The sequence below is a fragment of the Actinomycetospora chibensis genome (genome assembly GCF_028737215.1).
In the GTDB taxonomy this organism is placed as follows: domain Bacteria; phylum Actinomycetota; class Actinomycetes; order Mycobacteriales; family Pseudonocardiaceae; genus Actinomycetospora; species Actinomycetospora chibensis.
This window is the reverse complement of the sequence record NZ_JAQZAM010000010.1, coordinates 69279-95210: the sequence shown is the minus strand read 5'-3', so window position 1 is coordinate 95210 and position 25932 is coordinate 69279. Positions and strand designations below refer to the sequence as shown.

The window sequence follows — 25932 nt, the reverse complement described above, 5'->3', positions numbered from 1 at the left end:
ACCTCCGGGGCTCAGGCTTTTCCCTCGCCACCGCCCTCGGCGCCGACGGGCTCGTCGACGGGTGCGCTCGCCGCCCACAGGTCGGCGACGACCTCCTCGACGGTGCGTGTCGAGCCCTCGAGCAGCTGCACGCGCCCGGAGAGGGCGGCCAGCGCGGCGTCGGTGCCGGTGGTCTCGGCGTCCGGGGCCAGCCGGCCGGCGAGCCCGACGTCGCGCAGCTCGGCCAGCGAGGCCGCGACGGCCACGAGGTCCAGCGCGCCGCGGACCGAGGAGCCCAGGCGCAGGTCGGGGTGCTCGCGGGTCGCCCGCGTGGCCCGGACCGCGCGCGCGAGGAAGCCCTCGTCGACGACGCCGTGGTCGCGCCGCACGATCGCGGTCTCCTCGTCGGCGTCCTGGTGCGCGAACCCGACGCGACACGACCGGTCGTAGAGCGCGGGCGTGATGCGCCCGGTGCCGACGGCGTCCGACGGGTTCATCGCCGCGACGAGCCGGAACGACGGCGCCGCGTCGACGATCCCGAGCCGGGGGACGTGCAGGCGCCGCTCGGAGAGCACGCCGAGCAGGACGTTGAGGGTCTCCTCGGGGACGCGGTTGAGCTCCTCGACGTAGAGCAGCGCGCCCGAGGTCAGCGCCCGGACCAGCGGGCCGGGCACGAAGTTCTCGGGGGTGTAGTCCTCGGTGAGGACGCGCGAGGGGTCGTGGTGGCCGACGAGGCGCGCCGGCGAGAGCTCGGCGTTCCCCTCGACCAGCTCGAGCCCGACGCCGGCGCCCTCCGCGAGCGCGCGCAGCAGCGTCGTCTTGCCGGTGCCGGGCGGGCCCTCGAGCAGCACGCTGCGCCCGGCGGCGAGCGCCGCGGCGATCACCTCGGACTCGCGCACACGCCCGATGACCCGGGCGCGGGAGGCGTCGATCATGGCGCGGACCGGCAGGCCGCCCGCGGTGGGCAGACGGGGGGCGGCCCCGGTGTCCACGAGGGAGACCGGGGCCGCGGAACCGTTCGTCACAGGGAGTCGATACCTCAGTCGAAGATCAGGACGCCGCGGATGTTCTTGCCGGCGTGCATGTCCTCGTAGCCCTGGGCCACCTCGTCGAGCTTGTACTGCTTGGTGACGAGCTCGTCGAGCTTGATCTTCCCGTGGTTGTAGAGGTCGAGCATCTTGGGGATGTCCGCCTTCGGGTTGGACGAGCCGAACAGCGAGCCCTTGATCTTCTTCTCGAAGAGGGTCAGCTCGCCGATCGGGATCGGCACGCCCACCTCGGTGATGTCGCCGAGGCCGGTGACGACGACCGTGCCCTGCTTGCGGATCGAGGCGAAGGCGTTGCCGACGTGCTCGGGCTTGGTGATGCCGATCGTGACGATCGAGACGTCGGCGCCCTGGCCGTTCGTGTAGCCCTTGGCGAGCTCGGTGGCCTCCTCGATCGACTCGACGGCCTCGGTGGCGCCGAGCTCGAGGGCCTTCTCGCGCTTGAACGCGACGGGGTCGACGGCGATGACGTTGGCCGCGCCCGCGTGGGCCGCGCCCTGGACGGCGTTGGCGCCGATGCCGCCGATGCCCTGGATGATCACGGTGTCGCCGGGGGCGACCTCGCCGGTGTTCACGGCGGTGCCCCAGCCGGTGCCCACCGAGCAGCCGAGCAGGCAGGCGACCTCGAGCTTGGTGTCCTGCGGGACCTTGATCGCCGAGTCGACCGCGACGGTCGAGTACTCGGAGAAGGTCGAGATGCCGCACATCTGGCCGACGTTGGTGCCGTCCTCGAGGTGCAGACGGGTGGAGTCCTCGGTCCAGCGCGTGCCCGCGAGGAGGCCGGCGCCGAGGTCGCAGAGGTTCGAGTGGCCGGTGGCGCACCAGCGGCACTGCCCACAGGCGGGGAGGAAGGAGAAGAGGACCTTGTCGCCGACCTCGAAGCCCTTGGTGTTCGGGCCGACCGACTCGACGATGCCGCCGCCCTCGTGGCCCCCGGCGAAGGGGTAGGTGCCCACCGGGATGTCACCGGTGGCGATGTGGTCGTCCGAGTGGCAGAGGCCCGAGGCCACCATCTTCACCCGGATCTCGTCCTGACGTGGGTCGTCGACCTCGACCGTCGCCGTCTCGTACTTGCCCGGGGCCTGGCGGACGAGGGACGTCCGGCACGTGATGGACAACGCTGACCACTCCTTGCGTAGCGAAACCGTCGAATGATGCAGCCGACTCTATGTCTCGCCTCACACGTTGGGAAGAGGGTTACCGAACGATCGGTCGGTTGCGTTCCGGATGCGTCCGTGGGAACGGATCCGCGGTTCCGTAGGATCCGGACGGTGAGCCTGCACCTGTACGACACCGCACGACGCGAGCTGCGGGAGTTCCACCCGCAGCGCGCCGGCACGGCGTCGATGTACGTGTGTGGGGCGACCGTGCAGGGCGTGCCCCACGTGGGCCACGTGCGCTCGGGTCTGGACTTCGACGTGCTCCGCCGCTGGCTCGCCCACAGCGGGTACGACGTGCTGCTCGTCCGCAACGTCACCGACATCGACGACAAGATCCTGAACAAGGCCGAGGCCGCGGGCCGGCCCTGGTGGGAGTGGGCGGCGACGCACGAGCGCGCCTTCTCCGCGGCCTACGACGCGTTGGGCTGCCTGCCGCCTTCGGTGGAGCCGCGCGCCACGGGCCACATCACCGAGATGGTCGAGCTGATCGAGCGCCTCGTCGAGCGCGACCACGCCTACGCCGTCGACGGAGACGTCTACTTCGCGGTGGGCACCTGGCCGTCGTACGGGGAGCTGTCCGGCCAGCGCGTCGAGGAGATGGAGCAGGGCGAGGGGGCCGATCCACGCGGCAAGCGCGACGCCCGCGACTTCACGCTCTGGAAGGCCGCGAAGCCCGGCGAGCCGTCCTGGCCGACGCCGTGGGGCCGCGGGCGCCCGGGCTGGCACCTGGAGTGCTCGGCGATGGCCACGCACTACCTGGGCCCGCGCTTCGACATCCACGGCGGCGGCCTCGACCTGGTCTTCCCGCACCACGAGAACGAGCTCGCCCAGTCGCGCGCAGCCGGTGACGGGTTCGCCGAGTACTGGCTGCACAACGCCTGGGTGACGATGTCGGGCTCGAAGATGTCGAAGTCGCTCGGCAACACGCTGACGATCCCCGCGGTGCTCGAGCGCGTGCGGCCGGTCGAGCTGCGCTACTACCTCGTCGCGCCGCACTACCGCTCGACGCTGGAGTACTCGGAGCACGCGCTGGCCGAGGCGGCCGCGGCGTACCGGCGCGTCGAGACGTTCGTGCACCGCGTGCACGATCGCGTCGGCGCCGTGGAGGTCGGCCACATCTCCGACGCGTTCGCCGCCGCGATGGACGACGACGTCGCCACCCCCGCGGCGCTGGCCGAGGTGCACGAGACCGTGCGCGCCGGCAACGCCGCCCTCGACGCCGGCGACCGCGTCGCCGCGATGGCGGCCGCGAGCGGGGTGCGGGCGATGACCGGCATCCTCGGCCTCGATCCCGTCACCTGGGGCGACGCCGCCGCCGGTGGCGGTGCCGACGACGCCGCGCACCAGGCGCTCGGCTCGCTGGTCGACTCGCTGCTCGAGCAGCGCACCCGAGCGCGCGCCGACCGTGACTTCGCGCGGGCCGACGCCCTGCGCGACGAGCTCACCGCGGCCGGCGTCACCGTCGAGGACACCTCCGACGGCCCGATCTGGTCACTCAAGGACGGTGCCTGAACCCCATGGCCGGCAACTCCCGCCGCCCCGGCGCCCGCCGCAACCCGGGCTCGAAGAAGGGCCCGACGAAGGGCTCCGGCGGCAAGGGCCGCAAGAGTCTCGAGGGCCGGGGCCCGACCCCGCCGGCGGAGAAGCGCCCGAACCACAAGTCGTACCGGGGCGAGGGCGGGTCGAGCTCACCGTCCGCGCCCCGGCGGCCCGCCACCCAGGACGACCGCTCGGCGCCGCGCCGTTCCCCGACGCGGCGTGACGACCCCGACGGCCCCCAGACCGTGCTCGGTCGCAACCCGGTCGTCGAGAGCCTGCGCGCGCACAGCCCTGCCATCGCGCTCTACATCGCCCAGAACATCGACGTCGACGACCGCGTCCGCGAGTCGATCCGCAGCGCCTCCGAGCGCGGGATCTCGGTGCTCGAGGTGCCGCGCGGCGACATCGACCGGATGGCCGACGGCGCGGTGCACCAGGGGCTCGCGCTCTCGGTGCCGGCGTTCGACTACCTCCACCCCGACGACCTGCTCGAGGAGGCGCGCCAGCGCGCCCACCTGCAGAAGGTCGAGCCGCTGCTCGTCGCCCTCGACGGGGTCACCGACCCCCGCAACCTCGGCGCGGTCCTGCGCTCGGTGGCGGCGTTCGGCGCGCACGGCGTGCTGCTGCCCCTGCGCCGGTCGGTCGGCGTGACACCGGTGGCCTGGCGGACCTCGGCCGGGGCGGCCGCGCGCGTGCCCGTCGGCCGGGCGACGAACCTCAGTCGCACCCTGTCGGCGTGGCTCGACGACGGCCTCGTCGCGGTCGGGCTCGACGGCGGCGCGGACGCCGACATCGACCATCTCGACGACGCCGCGGGCCCCGACGCCGCCCGCGGGCCCCTCGTGCTCGTCGTCGGCTCCGAGGGCAAGGGGCTGTCGCGCCTGGTGCGCGAGACCTGCACCGCCTCGGTGTCGATCCCCATGGCCGGCGAGTTCGAGTCGCTCAATGCCTCCGTCGCGGCGGGCGTGGCCCTCGCCGAGATCGCCCGGCGGCGCCGCGCCTGAGGTCCCCGGTATCGCTGACGACCCCTCCTTCGGCGGTACCGGTGGCGACTCCGCCCGCGGCGACGGCGACCTCCTCGGTGAGGATCGAGGACCCGGGAGAGGCCGCGCTCGACGCCTGCATCGAGCAGACCGGCATGACGCGCGAGGAGTCCCGCCGACGACGCGGCGGGCACCGCGAACTGAGCGGTGCGACGGGCACGTCCGACGTGTGCCATGAAGATCAGGAGCGCGACGACCACCCTCCGGGCGCCGCGGGGGTGGATACCGCTCCCGTGATCTCTCGTGGCGGGCACGGGCACGGGCGCATCCGAGCTCCTGGCGAAGGGCACCCCTCGCCGCTCTATCCGAGCGAAGGTGCCCTTCGGCCGGAATCGTCGGGCACCTCGCGCGCCGAACCGGCCGGCGCGTACTCGCGCGGCACAGCCAGGTCGGTGTCGGCCTCGCGACCCCGGAGCACGCGGGACTCGACGACCTCCCAGCGCTCCGCCTCGTCGCCCGCGCGCGACAGCGCCGCCCCCGACGCCACGACCCCGCCGTCGAGCTCCTTCGCGACCTCGGTCAGCCGCGCGGCCTCGTTCACCGGGTCGCCGATCACCGTGTACTCGTAGCGGCGGGTGTCTCCGATGTTGCCGGCGACGGCCTCGCCGGCCGACACGCCGATGCCCGCGGAGATGTCGTCGAGCTCGTCGGCGATGCGCCGCGCCATCTCCCGCCCGGCGCGCAGGGCGCATCCGGCGGCGTCGTCCAGGGCGGTCGGTGCGCCGAAGACCGCGAGCGCCGCGTCGCCCTCGAACTTGTTGATCCAGCCGTCGTGCTGCTCGACGACGTCGATCACCACGGCGAAGAACGCGTTGAGCGCCTCGACGACCTCGTGCGGGGGCCGGGTCGCGGCGAGGCGGGTGGAGCCGACGAGGTCGACGAACAGCACCGCGACCTCGCGCACCTCGCCCCCGAGCTCGACGTCGTTCTCCATCGCGGTGCGCGCGACGTCCTCGCCGACGTGACGGCCGAACAGGTCCCGCACGCGCTCCCGCTCGCGCAGCCCACCGACCATGGTGTTGAAGCCGGCCTGGAGCAGGCCCAGCTCGGTGGTGTCGAACACCGGGACCTCGGCGTCGTAGTCGCCGTCCTCGACCTGGCGCTGGGCGCGACGCACGGCGAGCACCGGCGCCGCCGTCGACATGGCGGTGAGCACCGTGACCAGGAGGCCCACCACCAGGGCGACGCCGCCGAGCACGAGGACGACGAGGGCGAGCCGGTCGGTGGTGTAGCCACCGAACGCCAGCGAGGCCACGGCGGCGAGCAGGACCCCGACCAGCGGGACCGCGGTCCCGAGCACCCACGAGCCCACGGCGCGCAGCGCCACCCCGGGCAGGACGCGTCCCGAGGGCGGGCGGTCGTTGAGCACGCGCGCCACGTCGCGGCGCAGGACGCGCTCGACGAGCCGGTACGTCACCGCGACCGTCGCCACCCCGCCGAGCGCGACGGTGATGCCCACCGACACCCCCAGCCGGGGGCTCGCGAACACGTTGATGAGCACGAAGACGACGACGGCCGCCGCCCACAGGACGGTCTGGACCGTCGCGAGCCGCAGCGGCCCGCGCAGCACGACGCGACGCAGGCGCTTGCGCTGCCGTCGCACGGCACGGTCGTCGGCGCCCGGACCCGGGGGCGGCGGGACCCGCATCCGGAAATGACCCCAGACGACGCCGACGAGCACGGCGCCGAGCAGGTAGGCCCCGAACGCGATGAGGTTGCGCATCAGCGCGCCGGGGTCGTCCTCGGCGAGCTCGCCGAGGGGCAGCACCCAGGCGGCGACGACGAGCACGACCCCCGCGCCCACGATGTTGGGGATGACGACGACGAGGGCGAGCGCGAGGCGTGTGACCGTCCGGAGCCCGCGCTCCTCGGTCGCAGCAGCTCGGGACGCTCCGGACATGGGCGGACCCTAGCGGCGGGCCGTGGACCACCCGCGTCACACCACCGGGAGGCTCACTCCCCCGTGGGCGGAACAGCGCGACGGCGCCGGACGACCACCCACGCGGCGACGTAGGCGACCGCCGCGGCAACGACCACCGCCGCGAGGACCGGGTGCATGTCCTTCGAGAGGCTCGGCGCGCGGTCCGGGCCGACCGCCCAGAGCACGAGCGGCGTCGCGAGGGCGACGGCGAGACCCGCCGCCCACCACCGCAGGGCGCCGAGCCGAATGTTGCGCCAGCTGCTGACGACGACGATCGCGACCGGGACGACGGCGAGCATCGCGAACTGGCCGACGACCATGACGGCGACCGCCCCGGCGGCGATGGCGGGGGAGCGCGGCAGGCGCCCGGTCGTCGGCGACGGGCTGGTGACGGTGACGGACATGGGACGCTCCCCGATGTGTGACCACTGCTCACCTCTGCGAGCACTGCTCTCAGAGCGACACGCCGAGAGACGAGAAACAAGAGCAGCGCTCTCGCGGAGCATCACCGCGCCAGGAGCTGCACCAATGCCGCCACTCCCACCACGACGATCACCCCGCGCAGCACCACCGGCGGCAGCCGCCGCCCGACGAGCGAGCCGATCACGCCACCGACGATCGACCCGCCGGCCACGCACGCCACGACCGGCCACGACACCGGCGCGACCAGCGCGAACACGATCCCCGAGACGAGGTTCGCGAGCGTCGCGAGCACGTTCTTCACGGCGTTGTGCCGCTGCAGGTCGTCGTCGATGAGCAGGCCGAGCGTCGCGAGCAGCAGGACGCCCTGCGCGGCGCCGAAGTACCCGCCGTAGACCCCGGTGCCGTAGGTCGCGGCCGAGACGGCGGGACCGACGCGGGTGCGGGGCGCGCCGTCGGGACGTCGCGCGGCCATTCGGCGCGAGACCCAGGGCTGGATCACCACGAGCACCACCGCCAGGGCGACGAGGACCGGCACCACGGCGTCGAACGCGTCCGGCGGCAGCCAGAGCAGCAGCACTGCACCGGTGAGCCCGCCGAGCACCGACGCGACGCCGAGCCGGACGACCCGCCCGCGCAGGCCGCGGAGCTCGCGCCGGTAGCCGATCGAGCCGGTCAGGGAGCCGGGGACGAGGCCGAGCCCGTTGGAGACGTTCGCGGTCAGCGGCGGGTAGCCGAGAGCGAGCAGGACGGGGAACGTCACCAGCGTCCCGGAGCCGACGATCGTGTTGACCATCCCGGCCCACACGCTCGCGACGACGATGATCGCCGCGTCGCCGGAGCTCACCCGGCCATGATGGTCGCGCGCGTCGCCCGCCGCCGGGTCCGCAGCGCCCCGAGGGCGCGGCACCCCACGTAGATCGCGAACGCGATCGAGGCGACGAACGGGCTGATCGGCAGCCCGGCGTCGAGGGACGCGACGATCCCGCCGATCACGGCGACCTCGGCGAACACCACGGCGAGCACGGACGCCAGCGTCGGCGACGCCGTGACCTGCGCGGCGGCCGCGGCCGGCGTGATGAGCAGGCAGAGCACGAGCAGGGCGCCGACGATCTGCACGCCCAGAGCCACCGTCACGCCCAGCAACACCGCGAAGACGATCGAGAGCGCGCGCACCGGCACGCCGCGGGCGGCGGCGACCTCGGGGTCGAGGCTCGCGAACAGCAGCGGCCTGCGGACCACCGCGAACACGCCGAGCACGACGACGCCCACGATCGCGAGCGTCAGCACGTCGCCGACGTCCACGCCGACGATCTGGCCGACGAGCAGCCCGAACTTGTTGGCCGATCGCCCGGTGTAGAGCGACTGGAAGAGCACGCCGAGGCCGAGCCCGAACGACAGCAGCACCCCGATCACGGAGTCGCGCTCGCGCTGCGCCCTGCCGAGGGCGCCGAAGAGCAGGGCGACGAGCACCGCACCGACGAGCGCGCCCCAACCGACGGCGTCGGTGCCGAAGACGAGCAGCGCCCCGGCGCCGCCGGCGAACGCCAGCTCGGCGGTCCCGTGCACCGAGAACGCCATGCCCCGCCCGACGACCACGGGGCCGAGCAGCCCGGACAGGACCGCGAGGACGACGCCCGCGATGAGCGCGTTGCGGACGAAGTCGAGCGAGAGGAGGTCGACCGTGCTCACGGACCGCCCCCGGTGTGGACGAGGCGGTCCTCGGCCCCGACGACGACGATGCGGTCGCGGATCCGGACGACGTCGACCTCGGTGCGGTAGAGCTCGGAGAGCGTCTCGGAGGTCATCACCTCGTCGGGTGTTCCGATCCGGAACTGCCCGTCGACGAGGTAGAGCACCCGGTCGGTGACGGGCAGGACGGGGTTGAGCTCGTGGGTCACGAGCACCACCGCGGTGTCGTGCTCACGGCGGCGCCGCTCGAGCAGGTCGACCACCGTGCGCTGACGGGCCAGGTCCAGCGAGTGCAGCGGCTCGTCGGCCAGCAGCAGCCCCGGGTCCCCGACGAGCGCCTGCGCGATCCGCAGCCGCTGCTGCTCCCCGCCGGACAGCGCGCCCACCGGGTCGTCGGCCAGATCCAGGGCGTCGACCTGCAGCAACGCCTCCCGCACCTTCCGGGCCCGCTCGGCCCGTCCGCGCAGGGCGGGCCCGAAGCGGTGCCCGTCCAGGCCGAGCCCGACGAGGTCCCGCCCGCGCAGCGGGGTCAGCGGGTCGACGTTCGTGTGCTGCGGGACGTACCCGACGGTCGCGTTCCCGCGACGCGGCGCGTGCCCGCCGACCTCGCACGTGCCGGCGGCCAGCGGGAGCAGCCCGAGCAGCACCGAGAGCAGCGTCGTCTTGCCCGAGCCGTTCGGGCCCAGCACGGTGACGAACTCGCCGGGCGCGACGTCGAGATCGAGCCCCGTCCACAGCGTGCGCCCGCCGCGGCGCACCTCGGCGCCGGTGAGGCGGAAGGACGGGGTCGAGCTCATGCAGGTGCTCCCAGGGCGCGGGCGAGCTCGGTGCGGGTGGCGCCGAGCCAGGTCAGGTAGTCCTGTCCGGCGGGCAGTGTCTCGGTCACGTCGACGACCGGCACACCGGCACCCGTCGCCGCGTCGCGCAGACCGGTGGTGAGGGGGGTCTCGGTCTGCGGGTTGAACACCAGCGCGTTCACCCCGCGGGTGCCGACGAGCTGGTTGGCCTCGGCCAGCGTCGCGGCCGGCGGGTCGGTCTCGTTCTCGACGGCCTCGCTGAACGCGGGCGGGGTGGCGTCGGCGACGCCCGCGCCGGCGAGCAGGTAGTGCGCGATCGGCTCGGTGGCGAGCACGCGCGAGCCGGGACGGGCCTGGCCGATCGCCGCGAGCCGCGCCGTCTCCTCGTCGACACGAGCGGAGAACGCCGCCGCCCGCTGGCGCAGCGCGTCGGCCTGGGCGGGCTCGACGGCCGCGAGGCGGTCGGCGACCTGGGTGACGACGCCCCTGACCGCGGTCGGGTCGAACCACACGTGCTCGTTCTCCTGCGCCTGGTCGCCGCGCAGCGCGAACGCCTCGACCGCGCGGCCCTGCAGGGCGGGGTCGCCGTCGAGGATCTGCTCGACCCACTCGTCGTACCCGCCGCCGTTGTAGACGACGAGGTCGGCGTTCGTGATCGCCGCGGCGTCGGCGGGGGTGCTCTCGTACGAGTGCGGGTCGGCTGACGGGTCCTGGATGATCGAGCGCACCTCGACCCCGGGGCCGGCGATCGCGCTCGCCACGGATCCCCAGACGTTGGTGGTGGCCACGACGGTCAGCGTCCGCCCCGGCGCCGGAGCCTGTGGAGCGGGGGTCGCCTGCGGCGCCGGTGCGGGCGTGCCACCGGACCCTCCGCAGCCGGCGACCAGCAGCAGCGCACCGAGCGCGAGGGCGACCAGAGCTCTGACGGCCACAGGACGGGGACGGACGTGCACGGGCGGGCTCCTCGTCGACGGTGGTCCGGCGGAATCCGGTCCGTTCGCCCGAAACGATAACGGTTATCGATTGCGAGAGGCAGGGGCGGGTTCACCCGACCCGGTCACATGCGGTGCGCACCCGGCGCACTTCACCCCCGATCGGTCGCGCGGAGTGGCCCTAGATCGAAACAGTCGATACGTTCGGGCGGTGGGAGAGGCACTCGAGGGACGCCGGTCGCGGCGTACCGCCACGCTCGCCTCGTTGGCGGCTGAGCTGGGCGTTTCCCGGACGACGGTCTCGAACGCCTACAACCGCCCCGACCAGCTCTCGCCGGCCCTGCGCCGCCGCGTCCTCGACACGGCGCGACGCCTCGGCTACCCAGGCCCGGATCCGGTCGCGCGGTCGCTGCGCACCCGCAAGGCCGGTGCGGTCGGCCTGCTGCTCACCGAGGCGCTGTCCTACGCTTTCCGCGACCCCGTGGCGGTCCAGTTCCTCGAGGGTCTCGCGCTCGCCTGCGAGGACAACGGCTCCGGCCTGCTGCTCGTGCCGGTGAGCCCGGAGGCCGACGACCCCGGTGCCGTCGCGCGGGCCGGCGTCGACGGCTTCGTCGTCTACTCGATGCCCGACGACGACGACAACTTCGCCGCGGTGCTCGAGCGCCCCGTGCCCGTCGTGGTGTGCGACCAGCCCACGGCCGTCTCGGACGTCGACCGCGTCGGCATCGACGACCACGCGGCGATGGTCGACATGGCCCGGCACCTCGCGGGGCTCGGCCACCGCAGGGTCGGTGTGCTGTGCATGCGCCTGTCGACCGAGCGCAACGACGGTTTCGCCAGCGTCGGACGGCAGGAGAACGCCCGCTACGAGGTGCAGCGCCGTCGCCTGTCCGGGCTGCGCGAGGGGTTCGCCGAGGCCGGCGTGGACTGGTCGACGGTGCCGGTGGTCGAGCGCTTCGACCACAGCGAGTCGGCCGGCGCCTCGGGGGCCGAGCAGCTGCTCGCGCGCCACGACGTCACGGCGATCGCGTGCACGTCGGACCTCCTCGCCCTCGGCGCGCTGCGCCACGTCCGCGAGTCGGGACGCCGCGTGCCCGAGGAGGTCTCCATCACCGGCTTCGACGGCGTCCCCGCGGCCGAGCGTGCGGAACTCACCACCATCCGCCAGCCGACCCTCGACAAGGGCCGCGCGGCCGGCGAGCTCCTGCTCGACCGCGGCGACCGCCAGCGCTCCCGCACCCTGCTGCTGCCCACCGAGCTGCTCGCCCGCGCCACCTCGGGGCCCCCGCCCGAGCGTTAGGAGCCCACGCCCAGCGCGGCGAGGAAGCCCGCCGCCCAGCGCTCGACGTCGTGCTCGAGCACCTGCGCGTGCAGCAGGCCCATCCGTCGCCGGGCCTCCTGCGGGTCCTGCGAGGCGGCGGCGACGATCGCGTCGCCCACCGCGTGGAGGTCGTGCGGGTTGACCAGGTACGAGCCGTCGCCCAGCTCGTCGGCCGCGCCGGTGAACTCCGAGAGCACCAGCGCCCCGCCGCCGTCGGGCCGGGACGCGACGTACTCCTTGGCCACGAGGTTCATGCCGTCGCGGTAGGGCGTCACGAGCATGACGTCGGCGCAGCGGTAGAACGAGACGAGCTCCTCGTGGGGGATGCCCTGATGCAGGTAGTGGATCACCGGCCGGCCGATCGTGGCGTACTCGCCGTTGACGCGCCCGACGGTCCGCTCGACGACGTCGCGCATCTCGGCGTAGTGCTCGACGTGTTCGCGGCTGGGCGTCGCCACCTGGACCAGGACCGTCTCGGCGCGGTCGAGCCGCCCGTCGCCCAGGACCTCGGCGAACGCCCGCAGGCGGACGTCGATGCCCTTGGTGTAGTCGAGGCGGTCGACGCCGAGCAGCACGGTGCGCGGGTCGCCGAGCTCGTGGCGCAGGGCCTCGGCGCGCGTGGCCGTCTCCGGATCGCGGGCCATCTCGTCGAGCTGGGACGCGTCCACCGAGATGGGGTGGGCGGCGACGCCGACCGTACGGCCGTCCGGCGCGGTGAGGTGGTCTCCACCGGTCTCGGGGGCGGCCTCGGCGTGGGTGAGCCGGGTGGCGACGCGACGGAAGTTCTCGGCGCCGCCCGCGGTCTGGAAACCGATGACGTCGGCACCCAGCAGCCCCTCCACCACCGCGTCCCGCCACGGGAGCTGGTCGAAGAGCTCGGGGGGCGGGAACGGGATGTGCAGGAAGAACCCGATGCGCAGGTCCGGACGGCGCCGGCGCAGCAGGTGGGGGACCAGCTGGAGCTGGTAGTCCTGCACCCAGACCGTCGCCCCCTCGGCCGCCGCCTGCGCCGCGGCGTCCGCGAAACGCTCGTTGACCCGGCGGTAGGCCTCCCACCAGGACCGTTCGAAGCGCGGCGTCGCGACGACGTCGTGGTAGAGCGGCCAGAGCGTGGCGTTGGCGAAGCCCTCGTAGTACTCGGCGACCTCGTCGGCGCTGATCGACACCGGGCGGATCGCCAGGCCGTCGTCGTCGAACGGCTCGGGGTCCACGTCCGGCCGCCCGGGCCACCCGACCCAGGCGCCCTCGCGTGCGCGCAGGGTCGGCTCGAGGGCGGTGACCAGCCCGCCCGGGCTGCGCTGCCAACCACCGTCCTCGTCGATGTCGAGGGGTAGGCGGTTGGCGACGACCACCAGGTCAGAAGACCCGGGGGCGCCCTCGGCGTGCGTCACGTTCTCTGTCCTCCGCGTTCTCTCCGGGCAGCACACGGCGGAGCAGCCGTTGCAGCGGCCAGCCGATCTGTTCCCCCACCGAGACCCCGGCCGCGAGAGCGAGACCGAAGGTCAGGGCGAGCAGGATCGTCACCGCGCCCACGGCCACACCGCCGTACGCGAGCTGGGAGAACCCGCGGTACATCGTGAGGCCGGGCAGGAGCGGCGTGATCCCGGCGACCACCAGCACCAGCGGGGGTGTACCCAGTGAGCGGGGCAGGACCATCGCGACGAGGCCGAGTGCGGCCGCCGCGAGGGCCGCGGCCACCACCTCACCGGCGCCGAGGATCCCGAGCAGGCCGTACCCGGCCCACGCCACCGCGCCCGCGAGCGCCGCGAGCGGCAGCGAGCGCCACGGCGCGTAGGCCGAGAGGGCGAACAGCATCCCGGCCGCCGCGGCGGCGAGCAGTGAGATCGGGTGCAGCGACGGTGCCGGGCTCTGCGGCACCACGGCCGCATAGGCGCCGGCGTCGGTGCCGAGGACCGTCGCGACGAGCTTGATGCTGACGACGACGCCGACCAGCAGCCCCGACGACGCGAGCACGACCTCGACCGCACGTCCGGCGGCCGTGAGGGGGAAGCCCGAGATCGCGTCCTGCACCAGGCCGACCAACGACAGGCCCGAGAGCAGCACGACGATGCCGGCCGCGATGACGAACGCGGGGGAGTCCTCGAGGGTCCCGGTCCACGCCAGGGTCGTCGCGCTGAGCGTGACGACGGTCGCGCCCACCATCTGCTGGAAGAACATCGGGACCCCCTGCTTGCGCAGCCAGCGCGCCGCGGTCCAGATGACCCCGGTGGCCAGGGCGGCGAGCGCCGCGACGAGCAGGCCGCCGCCGATGAGGAAGGCGACCGCGCCGGCGAACAGCGACCGGGCCATGCCGGCGACGAACCGGGGGTAGGGGTGCGGGCCGTCGACAGCGGCGCCGAGGCGGGTGAACGCCTCCTCGACGCTCAACGGCTCCTCGTGGTCGACGATCTCGGAGATGATCGCGTCGACGTCGGCGAGGCGCGTGTAGTCCTGGGTCCGGTAGCGGACGTTGCGCATCGTCGTCACCGGGCCGGCCTCGTTGCCGCGGTGGCAGCACATCGTGATCGTGGAGAACGCGATGTCGACGTCGCACGTCGGCAGGCCGTAGGTCCTCGCGATGGCCAGCATCGTGTCGTGCGCGACGGCCGCGCCCGCGCCGGTGGCGAGCTGCACCTCGCCGATGCGCAGCGCGAGGTCGAGCACGCGCAGCACGAGGGTGTCGTCGGCGACCTGCGGCCCCGGCACGGCCGGGAGCAGCGTGTCGCGCATCGTCGGCGCGTCGATCGCGCGACGAAGATCGGGTGTGACCGGGAACTGTCGGCGGAGCGAGCCTCGTGCTCGCTGGGCCACCCCCACGGGCGGACCTTCCTCTCCCTGCTCGCCGGCGTGCTCACGCTGATGACGGGGCACTCCGGGAAACTTCATCCAGCACCTGCCCAGACGTGTGGGAGCCGATCGACGTTGCCCCGGTGGCGCGTGTGACGCCCCACCCGGACAGGGGGGCGGGGCCGCCCCGGCCCGACCGCCACCCCCGCGCGACGACACTAGCCACCGCCGCGCCGGGCGGGGGCTGCCCGCTGGCAGGCGCCTCGTACCATGGCTCCCGTGCCGGCGTAGCTCAATCGGCAGAGCACTCGCCTTGTAAGCGAAAGGTCCGGGGTTCGATTCCCCGCGCCGGCTCCACGTCCGACCAGGGACAACGCTCCCCGCAGCGGTCCTGTTCCTGGCGCTACTGCACCAACGACTGCACCGACGACGCTCGCCGAGAGTCGGGGACGAGGGCCTTCCAGCCGCGATGTCCCGCACGAGGCGGCAGTCGCCACGACGAACGGCGCGGCGCCTGTCCGCCGGACGTCGGCGCCGGTGAGCCGGTCGAGAGGCTGCCGCAGATCGAGAAGTTGGGGTCGGCGTCGGCGACGACGACGGTGACGTCGGTCGAGGGGTCGAGCTCGCGGGCGCGCAGCGCGGCGGGAGGACCTTCCTGAGCGGGGAGCGGGGGAGGGCTGTCGCGCGAGTCGGAAGAGCAGGAGCTGGAGGGCGAGAACCTGCACGAGGGCAGGTCCCCGCCCCGGTGTGTCAGCGGACGGTCGAGTGGAGCGGGGTGGCGCCGATGTCGTTGAGCAGGCCGCGCACGCGGCGCTCGACCTCGTCGCGGATGGGCCGGGTCGACTCCAGGTCGAGCCCGGCCGGGTCCTCCAGGACCCACTCCTCGTAGCGCTTGCCGGGGAAGACCGGGCAGGCGTCGCCGCAGCCCATGGTGATCACGACGTCGGCGGCGCGGACGACCTCGTCGGTCCACGGCTTCGGGAACTCGGTGGAGATGTCGATGCCGCACTCGGCCATCGCGGCGACCGCGGCGGGGTTGACCTCGCTGGCCGGCTCCGAGCCGCCCGACCAGGCGACCGCCTGCTCACCGGCGAGGTGGGTGAAGAAGCCGAGCGCCATCTGGGAGCGGCCGGCGTTGTGGGTGCACAGGAACAGCACCGTCGGGCGCTCGTCGTGGGACAGGCCCTCGGCCTTGGCCAGGGCCTGTAGCCGCTGGCGGGCGAAACGCTCGGCGAGCAGGGGCAGGAACTTGATGATCGTGGCGCGGCCGGCGAACTCGTCGTAGGACGAGTGCAGGAAGCGCTCGATCGTCTCGAGTCCGAAGGTCTCGGCGAATTCGCGCTGCAGGTTGGTCGCCGCGGTCTTGAGCGCGAGACGCTGATCGATCGACAGGTCGTGCCGCTGGTAGGTCTTGGTCATCGCTGGCTCCGTTGCGAGTGGGTGGACGCTGGATCGTCGAGAGGGCGCGGTGGCGTGGGAAACAGTCGGCGGCGCAGCCAGAGGGACACGTAGACCAGGGCGACCAGCACCGGCACCTCGATGAGCGGTCCGACGACGCCGGCGAGGGCCTGGCCGCTGGTGGCGCCCCAGGTGGCGATCGCGACGGCGATGGCGAGCTCGAAGTTGTTGCCGGCGGCGGTGAACGCGAGCGTGGTCGTGCGCTCGTAGCCGAGCCCGACGCCACGTCCGAGGGCGTAGGAGCCGGCCCACATCAGCGCGAAGTAGATCAGCAGCGGCAGCGCGATGCGGACGACGTCGAGGGGCCGGCTGGTGATGGCGTCGCCCTGGAGGGCGAAGAGGACCACGATGGTGAACAGCAGCCCGTAGAGCGCGAACGGCCCGATGCGGGGCAGGAACCGGGACTCGTACCAGTCACGGCCGCGGGACCGTTCGCCGAGACGGCGGGTGAGGTAGCCGGCGAGCAGCGGAATGCCGAGGAAGATCAGCACCGATCTGACGATGGCCCACGCCGACACGTCGAGCCCGGCCGTCGGGAGCCCGAGCCAGCCGGGCAGCACGGCGAGGTAGAACCACCCCAGGGCGCCGAAGGCGATCACCTGGAACACCGAGTTGAGGGCGACGAGCACGGCGGCGGCTTCGCGGTCGCCGCAGGCGAGGTCGTTCCAGATGATCACCATGGCGATGCAGCGCGCGAGCCCGACGACGATGAGCCCGGTGCGGTACTCGGGCAGGTCCGGGAGCAGCAGCCAGGCCAGGGCGAACATCAGCGCCGGCCCGAGGACCCAGTTCAACACCAGCGACGACACCAGCAGTCGGCGGTCGCCGGTGACGGTGTCGAGGCGGTCGTAGCGGACCTTGGCCAGCACCGGATACATCATGATCAGCAACCCGAGCGCGATGGGGAGGGAGACCCCGTCGATCGCGACCGCGCCCAGGGCCTCACCGAGCCCCGGGATGAGCCGGCCCGCGAGGAGCCCCACGATCATCGCGGCGAGAATCCAGACCGGCAGGAACCGGTCGAGGGTGGAGAGCTTCGCGACGACGCCGGCGTCCGCCGGGTCGTTCGCCGTCGAACTGGTGGCGTTCTCGGTGCTCACGCCTCGACCACCGGGAGGGTCTCCTCCGCCGTTCCGGGCACGAGCACCGCGGAGACCGTGGCGAGCAGCTCGGGGCGCACGCGGTAGTACACCCAGGTCCCGCGGCGCTCCCCGGTGATCAGCCCGGCCTCGCGCAGCACCTTGAGGTGGTGGCTGATCGTGGGTGCGGCCAGGTCGAACACGTCGGTCAGGTCGCAGACACACGCCTCACCGCCGACGTGGGAGGCGATCAGCGAGAGCAGCCGCAGACGCACCGGGTCGCCCATCGCCTTGAACACCCGCGACAGCTCGATGGACTGCTGCGCGGAGAGTGGCTCTCGGGCCAGCGGCTCGCAGCACCCCACGACCTCGGCGAGCTGAGCCAGCACCCGCTCCTCGTCACCCTGCTTCGACATACATCTACCTTGACATGTGTCGAACCAAGGAGCAACCTCTGATTAGACCGACGTCAAAGCAGATGTCGGAGGAGTTCGAGGAGGACGTCGTGTCCCGTGTGCAGCTCGCCCTGCGGGTCTCCGATCTGGAGGGCTCGATCCGCTTCTACAGCTCGCTGTTCGGGGTGGAGCCGGCCAAGCGCCGTCCCGGTTACGCCAACTTCGCGGTGGCCGAACCACCTCTGAAGCTGGTGCTCCTCGAGGGCGAGGCCGACCGGCCGACGGTGATGGACCACCTCGGGGTCGAGGTCGAGTCCACCGACGAGGTCGACGACGCCACCGAGCGACTGTCGTCCCTGGGCCTGTTCACCCAGGTCGAGGACGACGCCACCTGTTGCTACGCCCGTCAGGACAAGGTGTGGGTCCGGGGACCCGGCCACGAGCCGTGGGAGGTCTACACCGTCAAGGAGGACTCCCAGGACTTCGGCACCTCCGGGATCCTCGGCACGATGCCCGACGACGCCACCGGCGACGCCGGGAGCGAGAGCGTCGGAGCCTCGGCGTGCTGCGGGGTCACCGCGTGCTGCTCGCACGACGAGGCTGCGGCCGAGCCCGGGGTGACCGTCACCGAGGCCAAGACCGCTGCCGGCTGCGGGTGCGTCGCGTGACCATCGATCACGCGGACGGGTCGGCCGCGGCACGCGAGCGGGTCCGCGCCCGCTACGCCACCGCGGCCGGCCAGGTCCGCGCCGGCCGCACCCCGAGCTGCTCCGACGCCGACCCCGCCGGCATGTGTGGCGACGCCTACGACCCCGCCGAGCTCGCCGGTCTCCCGGGCGCCGGGGCCGCCGGTCTGGGCTGCGGCAACCCCCTCGCGGTCGCCGAGCTCGTGGCCGGGGAGACCGTGCTCGACCTCGGCTCCGGCGCCGGCCTCGACGTGCTGCTCTCCGCCCGCCGCGTCGGGCCCGACGGGTTCGCCTACGGCCTGGACATGACCGACGAGATGCTCGACCTCGCCCGCCGGCACGCCGCCGAGGCCGGTGCGACCAACGTCGAGTTCCTCCGCGGCCAGATCGAAGCCATCCCGCTCCCCGACGCATCGGTCGACGTGGTCATCTCCAACTGCGTCATCAACCTGTCGGTCGACAAGCCGGCCGTGTTCGCCGAGATCGCCCGCGTCCTGCGACCCGGCGGCCGGGTCGGCGTGTCCGACCTCGTCGGCGATGACGATGCCGACCCACGCGACCAGGCGCGGGCCGCTGCGACGGTCGGAGCGATCACCGGGGTCGTGCCCGTCGGCGACTACCGAGCGCAGCTCGAACGCGCCGGCCTCACCGACATCACGGTCACGGCGACCCACGAGGCCGCTCCCACGGTCTGGTCGGCGATCATCCAGGCCTCTCGCCCCGGGGTCAGCCGCGAGGGAGCAGGTCGATCCGTGTCGTAGGGGTCGCGACGAGGTCGCTGGTGACCAGGGTCAGTCGGGCGCGAAGGTCGCGGAAGGTGAGTCGGGGGAGCTGGAGGATGCCCAGTGCTGCCGGCGGCGGGAGCGGGAAGGTCGGCGAGAGGGTGATGGGCACGGTGGGGATGCCCGCGACGACCGGGGTGGCGGTGAGCTCGAGGACGTAGAGCCGGGCGGGGCGCCCGGCGACCAGGCAGTCCGCGGGACAGGTGATCGCGAGCCGTCCCGCCGGCGCGGGGGCCTGCACGGCGAGCTGCCGGGCGAGGGCTCGGAGTGCGCTGAGGCGCAGGGCGGTCCGCTGCTGCGAGTCACCGGGTGCGGGACCGGTCCCTTCGATGCGCAGGCCGTCGATGGTGATCTCGGCGGCGGTCAGGGCGAACTCGGCCGCTGACGCGGGGCGGGGTGCGGCAGCTTCGGTGGCGTCCGCGGTAGGGGTGTCGTTCTGCAGGCCGATGGCCAGGAGCAGGACGCAGATGGCGAGCCGCGCGCAGGTCGCGTTCCAGCGGCCCGGGAGCTCAGCGCTGGGAGTCGGCACGTGGTGAGCGGGGGGCCGGGGTCCAGGCCAGCGTCGCTGCCGCGCCGAGGATCGCGAGCAGGCTGCCGATGATCAGTCCACCCAGGTTGGTGGTGACCACTGCGACGAGCGCCGCGATCATGGCGACGACGCCGGCGGCGGTCTTGAACTCCGGGCGCCACCAGGCGGCGCCTCCGCAGCAGGCCAGTACCGCGGCGACCAGGGTGGCGGCGGAGCCTCCCGGGGTGGACAGCGACACGGTGATCTCGCCGATGCGCAGGGTGACGAACGGGATGGCGAGCACGACGGCCGCGCCGACCAGGATGCCCAGCCCGCCCCAGAACGGGCGGGTGCGCCGCCAGCGGCGGAACCTGTCTGCGGACATCGCTGGGCGCGTCGACGGGGCCATCAGTAGCACTCCCGCTCCTGGGCCCTGATGGCGATCCGGACCTGGTTGAGCCGCAACGTGCCGGCGGTGACCGAGCGGGTGATGATGCGGATGTTGTCGACCTCGAGGGTGTCGGACTGCAGGCCGAACCCACCGGGCCGGCCCGTCGCCTCGGCCGGTCCCTTGTCCAGTTCGCCGGCATCGCGGCCGAGCTCGACGTTGCGCTGCACGAGGTCGCCGTCGATCTGTTCGGCGGTGGTGAGGAGGTTGTCGGCCTGGAACCCCTCGGCGCCCGGGGTGGTGATGCGCAGGACGACTGGTCCGACACCGGCCAGGTCGACCACCGGGACCGAGAAGCAGAAGTTCGCCGCCTGCGCCTGCCGGAACCCGGAGGTGAACACCGGGACCGCGGCCTCCTCGGTGTTCTGCACCGCGGGATACTGGGCGACGCCCTGGGCGACGAAGCGATCGGCGGAGAGCTTGCCCGCCACTCCGGCGATCGTGAACGAGGCCGCGATGGCCCCCTGTGCCATGGCGAGGAGCAGCCCGGCGATCAGCACGATCCCCAGGCCGGAGAGCGCCAGCAGACGCGTGCGACGCGTGTGGCCCACCGGAGGCTCGCCCGAGCGGCCGATCTCGAGCTGCTCCGTGGCGGGTTCGTTCATGCGACGCACTGTAGCGAGTGCGTTTCGTCACGCGACTCGGGGTCTAGACTCGCGGTCGTGCTGGGCAGTGACTACGACGGGCAGGTCTGCGCGGCAGCACGCGCCCTCGAGGTCGTCGGACAGCGGTGGACGCTGCTGATCCTGCGCGATCTCTTCCTCGGGGAGGTGCGGTTCGAGGACCTGGTGCACAGCCTGGGAGTCACCCGCAGCGTCCTGACCCGCCGGCTCAGCCACCTCGAAGAGCAGGACCTCGTCGAACGCGAGCTCTACCAGCAGCACCCCGAGCGCTACGAGTACCGGCTCACCGCCAAGGGCGCGGAACTGCTGGACGTGCTCGCGCGACTCCTGGAGTGGGGCGAGCGGTACTACCCGCATCCCGACGGGCCCACCCGCCTTCTCGTGCACACCGGGTGCGGCGGCGCCGTCCACACCCGCCTCACATGCATTAGCTGCGGTGACCGGGTCGGACCCGCCGACGTCACGGCGTTACCCGGCCCTGCCCGCGAGGCCATGAGCACCACTGCCGGGGGTCGACCGACCTAGCTCGTGGCATGTGGACGATCAGGACATGGCTCGCCCTCCGGCACGAGGGTGAAAGTGCTGCTCAGGGCACTGCGCAGATCGAGTGAAGGTGGGTCGGCCCGCTCGGCGCGCTGTCACGCTCGGCGGGACTGAACGGCGAAACCACGGAGCGCCTGATGTCGATGATTTTCGCCGGAGCGCGGTCATGAACATCTACGGTCCCGACCTCGCGGAACCGCCGCCCGGCCCGATGCCGGAGATGATCCTCGACCGGCGCCCGCCCGCCCCGGCTCGGGACGGCTGAGCCGGCGACGATCCGCGAAATCTCGGGCACCATCGCGACGCATGTCCCTCGACGACGTCCGCGCGGCCATCGACCGCATCGACGACCAGATCGTGGCGCTGCTCGCGCAGCGGCAGGAGCAGGTCCGGGCCGCGGCCGCGTTCAAGGCCGACGACGCGGCGGTGCGGGCTCCGGACCGGCGCGCCGCCCTCATGGCCCGCGTGCGCGAGCGGGCCGAGGTCGAGGGGGCCGACACGGACGTGGTGGCGGCGACCTACGCCGCGATGGTGGACGCCTTCATCGCCCTGGAGCTCGGGGAGCACCGCGCCCGCGGGAACCCCGCGTAGGGGCGGGTCCCGCAGCGGGGGCGGGAAGGGCGGCACGTTACTCAGGAGGGGGCCATGGACCAGGTGACGGTCACGTCCCGCGACGGCACGCCCATCGCCTACCGGCGGAGCGGCCACGGGCCACCGCTCGTGCTGGTGCACGGGACATCCGCGGACCACAGCCGGTGGGCTCCCGTCCTGCCGGCGTTCGAGCCGCACCACACGGTCTGCGCGATCGATCGCCGCGGCCGCGGCGGCAGCGGTGACGCGGAGGACTATGCGATCGAGCGGGAGTTCGAGGACGTGGCCGCCGTGGTGGACTCGCTGCGGGAGCCGGTGATCCTCCTCGGCCAGTCGCACGGTGGGCTGTGCGCGCTGGAGGCCGCCCTGATCAGCTCCGGGGTCCGGGCGCTGGTCCTCTACGAGCCCCCGTTCGAGGCGGCGGGCGCGGAGATGAACCCTCCCGAGGTCCTCGAGCGACTCGAGAGCTTGTTGCGGGCGGGGGACCGGGACGGAGTGGTGGCGACCATGGCGCGCGAGGTCGCGGGGGTGCCGCCGGAGGTGGTTCAGTCCACGCGGTTCCTGCCCGTGTGGCGCGCGCGGATGGCCACCGCGCACACGATCCCGCGGGAGCTGCGTGCGGCCAAGGCGTACCGGTTCGACCCGGAGCGATTCCGGGAGCTCGCAGTGCCGACGCTGCTGCTCACCGGGAGCGAGAGCTCGCCCGCGTTGCGACGGGCGACGGAGGCCCTGGACGAGGCGTTGCCGGACTCCCGCGTCGTCGTCATGGCCGGCCAGGGCCACGTGGCCATGGACACCGGGACCGACCTGTTCACCGGCGAGGTCCTCCGGTTCACCGAGAGTCTCTGACGGTGTGAACCTTCGCCCCTCAGGCGCGCAGCGTCTCGCTGGGCGAGCAGCCGTAGCACCGGCGGTAGGCGACGGAGAAGCGCCCGGGGTGGGTGAAGCGCCAGCGCGAGGCGATGTCGGCGACGGTCCGGCCGTCGCGGGAGTCGGCGGCGAGCAGCTCCTCGTGGGCCCCGGCCAGCCGGATGTCGCGCAGGTGGGCCAGCGGCGTGGTGGCACGCCAGCGGCGGAACGCCATCTGCAGGCCACGGGTGCCGAGCCCGGCGGCCGCGGCGACGTCGGCGACGTCGACGTCCTCCGTCGCGTGCTCCTCGAGGTAGGCGAGGGCGCGGCGCACGTTCGCGGGCTCGGCGGGATGGACCGGCGCGGCGGCCTGCTCCTGAGTGAGCTCGTCGACCACCTTCTCCGCGCACGCCAGGATCGAGGCGCCGGCACCGGTGGCGCGCTCGAGGAGCACGTCGAACGCCGCGTCGGGCGTGATCCCGTGATGGCGGGAGAGCAGCGCGCGGGCCGCGACGACGACGTCGCGCGCCCGGACCGCCGTCTCCGCGTCCGCCGGGGTGTCCGACGGGGTGAGGAGCCGGTGCACGTGACGGGCGAGCTCGGCGGCGACCGCCCGCGTCGCGGCGTCGAAGGCGGCACGCGTGTGGGCGGCCAGGGTGAGGGCCCCGTCGCCGCCGGGGAGCGGGAGGACGAGCAGCGAGGCGGGCGTCCGGGTGCCGTCGCGCAGGCCGGTCCACCGGGGGCCGGCGGCGACGTCGTCGACGACGACCGTGGTCCCCGATCGGCACGCCGCGGCGCGGGGCCCGCGGGCCAGGGCCTCGGCGGTGGTCGGTGACACGTCGCCCGCCGACGCGACGACCGGCGCCGCGCCCCGGACGGCGACCGCGACCTGGGCCCACTGCACCGCGCCCGCGACCTGCAGCGCGTGCCCGCACATCCGTTCCAGGGCGCCGAGGGGCACCGCCTCCGCCTCGAGCCGGGGCCGCCCGGCACCGGGGTCGCGCTCCGGGGTGCGACGGGCCTCGCGGGCCAGCACCTGCGCCCGCCCGTCGAGCAGGTCGGCCAGGCCGACGGCGTCCGACGACCCGGGCGAACGCTGCTCGGTGCTCACGATCCCGGTTCCGTCCCACGTGACATTCCCGCGACAACCGGGGTGCAGCGGCTGGGCGGTCAACCGGCCCGTCACGGTAGCCCACGACGGCACCCGTCCGGGAGCGCACTTCGAAGGGATCCCGTCGGCGATACCCTGCACGGCATGCCGATCGGGACGGCCTCCGACGACGGTGCCGCGCGCGTGCGCCGGGCCGGGTGGCTGGTCACCGCGGCGGCGCTGCTCGTCGCCGTCGCCACGCTGGTCCTGGTCGGCCTCGTCCCGCCGAGCCCCGGGCGCACGGTCGCCATCGTGGTCGCCGTGGTCCTGGCCTTCGCGCTCGCCGGCTGGCGTGCGGTGCGGGCCCGCCGGGACCCCACGACCGTCGCCGGCCTGCGGCCGATCTCGAGCTGGCTGGCCGCCTTCGGATGGGGCGTCACGGTGTTCTCGGCGCTGGTCGCCCTCGCCGCGCCCGACTCCGGCGGCCGCGCGGTGATCGCCGGGATCCTCGCCGGGTGCCTGCTGGTGCTCGTCGGACGCTCGAGCGAGCAGGTGGCGGCGCGGTGGTGACCCGGATCAGGCCGACCCGGAGCTGACTCAGACCAGCCCGGCACGCCGCCAGACCAGCTCCGACGGGCCGCCGACCATGCCCACGCCCCGCAGGAAGTCCAGGACCTTCTCCAGCATGAAGCGCTTGGTCGCGAGGTGGTGCGGGTTGGCCAGCGCCGCGGCGCGCCCGACCCGCCCGGAGATCCCGACGGAGCGGTAGACCCGGGCCTGGACCAGGGCGTTCACCACCTGCGTCGACACGAGCGCGGTCAGCCAGCGCTCCCGCTCGAGCGCCGCCCGCGACAGCGTCGGGACGAGCCGGACGAGCTCCTCGCGGGCGAAGCGCACGTGCCGGGCCTCCTCGACGACGTGCACCCGGCTCACGGCGCGCAGCATCGGCTGGATGCGCTCGTCGTGCAGGGACTCGCGCTGCAGGCGGTCGGTGGTCTCCTCGGCGACCAGGACGCTCGCGAACATGCTGGGCCCGGCCCCGAGGTGGCCGTACAGCCCGCCGGAGCGGTGCAGGAGGCCGTGCGGGCGGTAGTCCGGCGTCCCGAGCTTGGTGACGGCCCGCGCGAACATCACCGAGTGCCGCGTCTCGTCGCCGACCTCGGTGAGCGCGTACTGGGCGTGGCCCTCGCGCAGGTCGAGGTCGTAGGCGTAGCGGGCGAGCATCTGCATGAGGATCACCTCGAACCACAGTCCGACCGAGAGCATGCTCGCGACCTCGTGCTCGGAGAGCGTGATCCGCTGCTGCTCGTCGAGGGTGTCCCACAGCTCGGTGCCGTAGAGCGAGGTCCGTTCCGGCGGCATGCCCCAGCCGCCGGGGACGAGTGGGGCGTCCCAGTCGACCTCGAGGGACGGGTCGAGGGTGTGGCGGGCCGAGGACGCCAGGAGTCGGGCGGCTGTGTGCTCCCGGTCGGTCGGTGCGAGCGCGCGGGTCATGGCGAGCCTCTCGTGCCGCGGGTAGGTGCAACGCAATGTAACGGATACATGGTGTTACGCCTAGTTGGTACCGTCCTGTCGGCGGTGGGACCCTCGGCGGACCATGAGCGAGACGCCCACCACCGACGGCCGGGCGCGGCGGTGGGCCGGGCACCGGGAGGCACGGCGCCTGGAGCTCGTCGACGCCGCGTGCTCCGCGATCGCCGAGCACGGTCCCGAGGTCACCACCGAGCAGATCGCCGCGCGCGCCGGGGTGTCCCGGCCCGGGCTGTACCGCCACTTCGACGGCCGTGACGACCTGCAGAGCGCCATCGCGGCGCGCTCGGTCGAGCGGCTCGTGGCCGAGCTCGAGCCGGTGTGGCGTCCGTCGGGACGCCCGTTCGACATGCTCGCCAAGGCCCTGCGGGCGCACCTGCGCTGGCTGGGCGCCAACGGCAACGTCTACCGCTACCTCAAGCGCACGTCCTTCGGCACGGGCGGCGAGTCGGCGACGACCAACGTGCGCGCGACCGTCGCGTCGCACGTCGCCGGGATGCTCGTCGACGGCTCGCTGGGCGCGGAGATCGAGCCCGCGGTGGCCCACCCGCTCGCCTTCGGGCTCGTGGGGATGGTCGACTCGGCCAGCGCGCACTGGCTCGACGAGCCCCACGGCGCGAGCCTCGACCAGCTCGTGAGCCAGCTCACGGAGTCCTGCTGGGCGGTCATCCGCGCCTCGCTCGGGACCGACGCCGTCGCCGGTCCGTGATCGG

At 73.6% G+C, this 25932-nt stretch carries 28 protein-coding genes and 1 tRNA gene; 11 read left to right on the top strand and 18 right to left on the bottom strand.

The genetic code is table 11. From position 1 onward, the window contains the following. Window positions 1-11: 11 nt before the first annotated feature. Entirely contained in the window at window positions 12-1004 is a 993-nt protein-coding gene (locus tag PH189_RS16670) for an AAA family ATPase (RefSeq protein WP_274189931.1), read from the bottom strand. A gap of 14 nt (window positions 1005-1018) precedes the next feature. Further along, entirely contained in the window at window positions 1019-2143 is a 1125-nt protein-coding gene (locus tag PH189_RS16665) for an NDMA-dependent alcohol dehydrogenase (protein WP_274189930.1), read from the bottom strand. Window positions 2144-2296: 153 nt separating this feature from the next. Between PH189_RS16665 and cysS the strand changes: the two genes are divergently transcribed. Beyond that, window positions 2297-3697: a cysteine--tRNA ligase gene (gene cysS / locus PH189_RS16660; protein WP_274189929.1), complete on the top strand. Its 1401-nt coding sequence runs from the start codon at window positions 2297-2299 to the stop codon at window positions 3695-3697. 5 nt (window positions 3698-3702) lie between these two features. Continuing rightward, the gene (gene rlmB / locus PH189_RS16655; protein WP_274189928.1) at window positions 3703-4728 is read left to right on the top strand and encodes a 23S rRNA (guanosine(2251)-2'-O)-methyltransferase RlmB; all 1026 of its coding nucleotides are present in this window, start codon (window positions 3703-3705) and stop codon (window positions 4726-4728) included. Between the two features lie 340 nt (window positions 4729-5068). On the opposite strand, the gene PH189_RS16650 is transcribed toward rlmB, so the two are convergent. From PH189_RS16650 to PH189_RS16625, 6 genes are all read right to left on the bottom strand, one after another. After that, entirely contained in the window at window positions 5069-6667 is a 1599-nt protein-coding gene (locus PH189_RS16650; RefSeq protein WP_274189927.1) for an adenylate/guanylate cyclase domain-containing protein, read from the bottom strand. Window positions 6668-6720: 53 nt separating this feature from the next. Then, the gene (locus tag PH189_RS16645) at window positions 6721-7092 is read right to left on the bottom strand and encodes a hypothetical protein (RefSeq protein ID WP_274189926.1); all 372 of its coding nucleotides are present in this window, start codon (window positions 7090-7092) and stop codon (window positions 6721-6723) included. Between the two features lie 101 nt (window positions 7093-7193). Then, entirely contained in the window at window positions 7194-7955 is a 762-nt protein-coding gene (locus PH189_RS16640) for a sulfite exporter TauE/SafE family protein (protein ID WP_274189925.1), read from the bottom strand. Further along, entirely contained in the window at window positions 7952-8800 is an 849-nt protein-coding gene (locus PH189_RS16635) for a metal ABC transporter permease (protein WP_274189924.1), read from the bottom strand. The genes PH189_RS16640 and PH189_RS16635 overlap by 4 nt, the downstream gene beginning before the upstream one ends. Next, window positions 8797-9597: a metal ABC transporter ATP-binding protein gene (locus tag PH189_RS16630; RefSeq protein ID WP_274189923.1), complete on the bottom strand. Its 801-nt coding sequence runs from the start codon at window positions 9595-9597 to the stop codon at window positions 8797-8799. Before PH189_RS16630 ends, PH189_RS16635 begins: the two co-directional genes overlap by 4 nt. Continuing rightward, window positions 9594-10550: a metal ABC transporter solute-binding protein, Zn/Mn family gene (locus tag PH189_RS16625; RefSeq protein ID WP_274189922.1), complete on the bottom strand. Its 957-nt coding sequence runs from the start codon at window positions 10548-10550 to the stop codon at window positions 9594-9596. The genes PH189_RS16630 and PH189_RS16625 overlap by 4 nt, the downstream gene beginning before the upstream one ends. Window positions 10551-10794: 244 nt before the next feature. Between PH189_RS16625 and PH189_RS16620 the strand changes: the two genes are divergently transcribed. Beyond that, entirely contained in the window at window positions 10795-11829 is a 1035-nt protein-coding gene (locus PH189_RS16620) for a LacI family DNA-binding transcriptional regulator (protein ID WP_274189921.1), read from the top strand. On the opposite strand, the gene PH189_RS16615 is transcribed toward PH189_RS16620, so the two are convergent. Next, window positions 11826-13241 carry an alpha,alpha-trehalose-phosphate synthase (UDP-forming) gene (locus PH189_RS16615; RefSeq protein ID WP_274189920.1) on the bottom strand — a complete coding sequence of 472 codons (1416 nt, stop codon included), beginning with the start codon at window positions 13239-13241 and terminating at the stop codon, window positions 11826-11828. The genes PH189_RS16620 and PH189_RS16615 overlap by 4 nt on opposite strands. Further along, entirely contained in the window at window positions 13207-14580 is a 1374-nt protein-coding gene (locus tag PH189_RS16610; protein ID WP_274189919.1) for a threonine/serine exporter family protein, read from the bottom strand. The genes PH189_RS16615 and PH189_RS16610 overlap by 35 nt, the downstream gene beginning before the upstream one ends. A gap of 338 nt (window positions 14581-14918) precedes the next feature. Here PH189_RS16610 and PH189_RS16605 point away from each other — a divergent pair. Then, window positions 14919-14994, top strand: a tRNA-Thr gene (locus tag PH189_RS16605). 393 nt (window positions 14995-15387) lie between these two features. Here the strand turns inward: PH189_RS16605 and PH189_RS16600 are convergent. The 3 genes from PH189_RS16600 to PH189_RS16590 are packed head-to-tail and all read right to left on the bottom strand — an operon-like array spanning window position 15388 to window position 17590. Further along, complete coding sequence (locus PH189_RS16600) at window positions 15388-16056, bottom strand: arsenate reductase ArsC (protein WP_274189918.1); 669 nt, start codon at window positions 16054-16056, stop codon at window positions 15388-15390. Further along, window positions 16053-17195, bottom strand: coding sequence for an ACR3 family arsenite efflux transporter (arsB, locus tag PH189_RS16595; RefSeq protein ID WP_274189917.1), 1143 nt, complete (start codon window positions 17193-17195; stop codon window positions 16053-16055). Before arsB ends, PH189_RS16600 begins: the two co-directional genes overlap by 4 nt. Continuing rightward, on the bottom strand, window positions 17192-17590 hold the full coding sequence (locus tag PH189_RS16590) for an ArsR/SmtB family transcription factor (RefSeq protein ID WP_274189916.1): 399 nt from the start codon (window positions 17588-17590) through the stop codon (window positions 17192-17194). Before PH189_RS16590 ends, arsB begins: the two co-directional genes overlap by 4 nt. 89 nt (window positions 17591-17679) lie before the next feature. Here PH189_RS16590 and PH189_RS16585 point away from each other — a divergent pair, with 89 nt between their 5' ends. Together PH189_RS16585 and PH189_RS16580 are read left to right on the top strand one after the other, a co-directional pair. After that, the gene (locus tag PH189_RS16585) at window positions 17680-18237 is read left to right on the top strand and encodes an ArsI/CadI family heavy metal resistance metalloenzyme (protein WP_274189915.1); all 558 of its coding nucleotides are present in this window, start codon (window positions 17680-17682) and stop codon (window positions 18235-18237) included. Next, window positions 18234-19016: a methyltransferase domain-containing protein gene (locus tag PH189_RS16580; protein WP_274189914.1), complete on the top strand. Its 783-nt coding sequence runs from the start codon at window positions 18234-18236 to the stop codon at window positions 19014-19016. The genes PH189_RS16585 and PH189_RS16580 overlap by 4 nt, the downstream gene beginning before the upstream one ends. Here the strand turns inward: PH189_RS16580 and PH189_RS16575 are convergent. The 3 genes from PH189_RS16575 to PH189_RS16565 are packed head-to-tail and all read right to left on the bottom strand — an operon-like array spanning window position 18982 to window position 20598. Beyond that, on the bottom strand, window positions 18982-19566 hold the full coding sequence (locus tag PH189_RS16575) for a hypothetical protein (protein WP_274189913.1): 585 nt from the start codon (window positions 19564-19566) through the stop codon (window positions 18982-18984). The genes PH189_RS16580 and PH189_RS16575 overlap by 35 nt on opposite strands. Further along, window positions 19547-19930 carry a DUF6114 domain-containing protein gene (locus PH189_RS16570; protein ID WP_274189912.1) on the bottom strand — a complete coding sequence of 128 codons (384 nt, stop codon included), beginning with the start codon at window positions 19928-19930 and terminating at the stop codon, window positions 19547-19549. The genes PH189_RS16575 and PH189_RS16570 overlap by 20 nt, the downstream gene beginning before the upstream one ends. A 23-nt stretch (window positions 19931-19953) precedes the next feature. Beyond that, window positions 19954-20598, bottom strand: coding sequence for a DUF6230 family protein (locus PH189_RS16565; protein ID WP_274189911.1), 645 nt, complete (start codon window positions 20596-20598; stop codon window positions 19954-19956). 57 nt (window positions 20599-20655) lie between these two features. On the opposite strand from PH189_RS16565, the gene PH189_RS16560 reads away from it, so the two are divergent. The 3 genes from PH189_RS16560 (at window position 20656) to PH189_RS16550 (ending at window position 22599) form a co-directional block, all read left to right on the top strand. Next, complete coding sequence (locus PH189_RS16560; RefSeq protein WP_274189910.1) at window positions 20656-21141, top strand: winged helix-turn-helix transcriptional regulator; 486 nt, start codon at window positions 20656-20658, stop codon at window positions 21139-21141. 324 nt (window positions 21142-21465) lie between these two features. Next, window positions 21466-21750: a chorismate mutase gene (locus tag PH189_RS16555; RefSeq protein WP_274189909.1), complete on the top strand. Its 285-nt coding sequence runs from the start codon at window positions 21466-21468 to the stop codon at window positions 21748-21750. 54 nt (window positions 21751-21804) lie between these two features. Continuing rightward, complete coding sequence (locus PH189_RS16550) at window positions 21805-22599, top strand: alpha/beta fold hydrolase (RefSeq protein WP_274189908.1); 795 nt, start codon at window positions 21805-21807, stop codon at window positions 22597-22599. 19 nt (window positions 22600-22618) lie between these two features. Here the strand turns inward: PH189_RS16550 and PH189_RS16545 are convergent, their stop codons facing one another. Then, window positions 22619-23710 (bottom strand): helix-turn-helix domain-containing protein, encoded by a 1092-nt coding sequence (locus PH189_RS16545; protein WP_274189907.1) that lies wholly within the window; start codon window positions 23708-23710, stop codon window positions 22619-22621. 144 nt (window positions 23711-23854) lie between these two features. Here PH189_RS16545 and PH189_RS16540 point away from each other — a divergent pair, with 144 nt between their 5' ends. Further along, window positions 23855-24259: a hypothetical protein gene (locus PH189_RS16540; RefSeq protein ID WP_274189906.1), complete on the top strand. Its 405-nt coding sequence runs from the start codon at window positions 23855-23857 to the stop codon at window positions 24257-24259. A gap of 27 nt (window positions 24260-24286) precedes the next feature. Here the strand turns inward: PH189_RS16540 and PH189_RS16535 are convergent, their stop codons facing one another. After that, window positions 24287-25183, bottom strand: coding sequence for an AurF N-oxygenase family protein (locus tag PH189_RS16535; RefSeq protein WP_274189905.1), 897 nt, complete (start codon window positions 25181-25183; stop codon window positions 24287-24289). A gap of 103 nt (window positions 25184-25286) precedes the next feature. On the opposite strand from PH189_RS16535, the gene PH189_RS16530 reads away from it, so the two are divergent. Next, window positions 25287-25928: a TetR/AcrR family transcriptional regulator gene (locus PH189_RS16530; RefSeq protein WP_274189904.1), complete on the top strand. Its 642-nt coding sequence runs from the start codon at window positions 25287-25289 to the stop codon at window positions 25926-25928. The last annotated feature ends 4 nt before the right edge of the window (window positions 25929-25932 follow it).

Excerpts from the sequence above, each read along its gene's own strand:
- rlmB (WP_274189928.1), top strand. The coding sequence starts at position 3,703 with ATGGCCGGCAACTCCCGCCGCCCCGGCGCCCGCCGCAACCCGGGCTCG.
- PH189_RS16650 (WP_274189927.1), bottom strand. The coding sequence starts at position 6,667 with ATGTCCGGAGCGTCCCGAGCTGCTGCGACCGAGGAGCGCGGGCTCCGG.
- PH189_RS16645 (WP_274189926.1), bottom strand. The coding sequence starts at position 7,092 with ATGTCCGTCACCGTCACCAGCCCGTCGCCGACGACCGGGCGCCTGCCG.
- PH189_RS16630 (WP_274189923.1), bottom strand. The coding sequence starts at position 9,597 with ATGAGCTCGACCCCGTCCTTCCGCCTCACCGGCGCCGAGGTGCGCCGC.
- PH189_RS16610 (WP_274189919.1), bottom strand. The coding sequence starts at position 14,580 with ATGCGCGACACGCTGCTCCCGGCCGTGCCGGGGCCGCAGGTCGCCGAC.
- PH189_RS16600 (WP_274189918.1), bottom strand. The coding sequence starts at position 16,056 with ATGACCAAGACCTACCAGCGGCACGACCTGTCGATCGATCAGCGTCTC.
- PH189_RS16590 (WP_274189916.1), bottom strand. The coding sequence starts at position 17,590 with ATGTCGAAGCAGGGTGACGAGGAGCGGGTGCTGGCTCAGCTCGCCGAG.
- PH189_RS16570 (WP_274189912.1), bottom strand. The coding sequence starts at position 19,930 with ATGTCCGCAGACAGGTTCCGCCGCTGGCGGCGCACCCGCCCGTTCTGG.
- PH189_RS16565 (WP_274189911.1), bottom strand. The coding sequence starts at position 20,598 with ATGAACGAACCCGCCACGGAGCAGCTCGAGATCGGCCGCTCGGGCGAG.
- PH189_RS16555 (WP_274189909.1), top strand. The coding sequence starts at position 21,466 with ATGTCCCTCGACGACGTCCGCGCGGCCATCGACCGCATCGACGACCAG.
- PH189_RS16550 (WP_274189908.1), top strand. The coding sequence starts at position 21,805 with ATGGACCAGGTGACGGTCACGTCCCGCGACGGCACGCCCATCGCCTAC.
- PH189_RS16540 (WP_274189906.1), top strand. The coding sequence starts at position 23,855 with ATGCCGATCGGGACGGCCTCCGACGACGGTGCCGCGCGCGTGCGCCGG.
- PH189_RS16535 (WP_274189905.1), bottom strand. The coding sequence starts at position 25,183 with ATGACCCGCGCGCTCGCACCGACCGACCGGGAGCACACAGCCGCCCGA.
- PH189_RS16530 (WP_274189904.1), top strand. The coding sequence starts at position 25,287 with ATGAGCGAGACGCCCACCACCGACGGCCGGGCGCGGCGGTGGGCCGGG.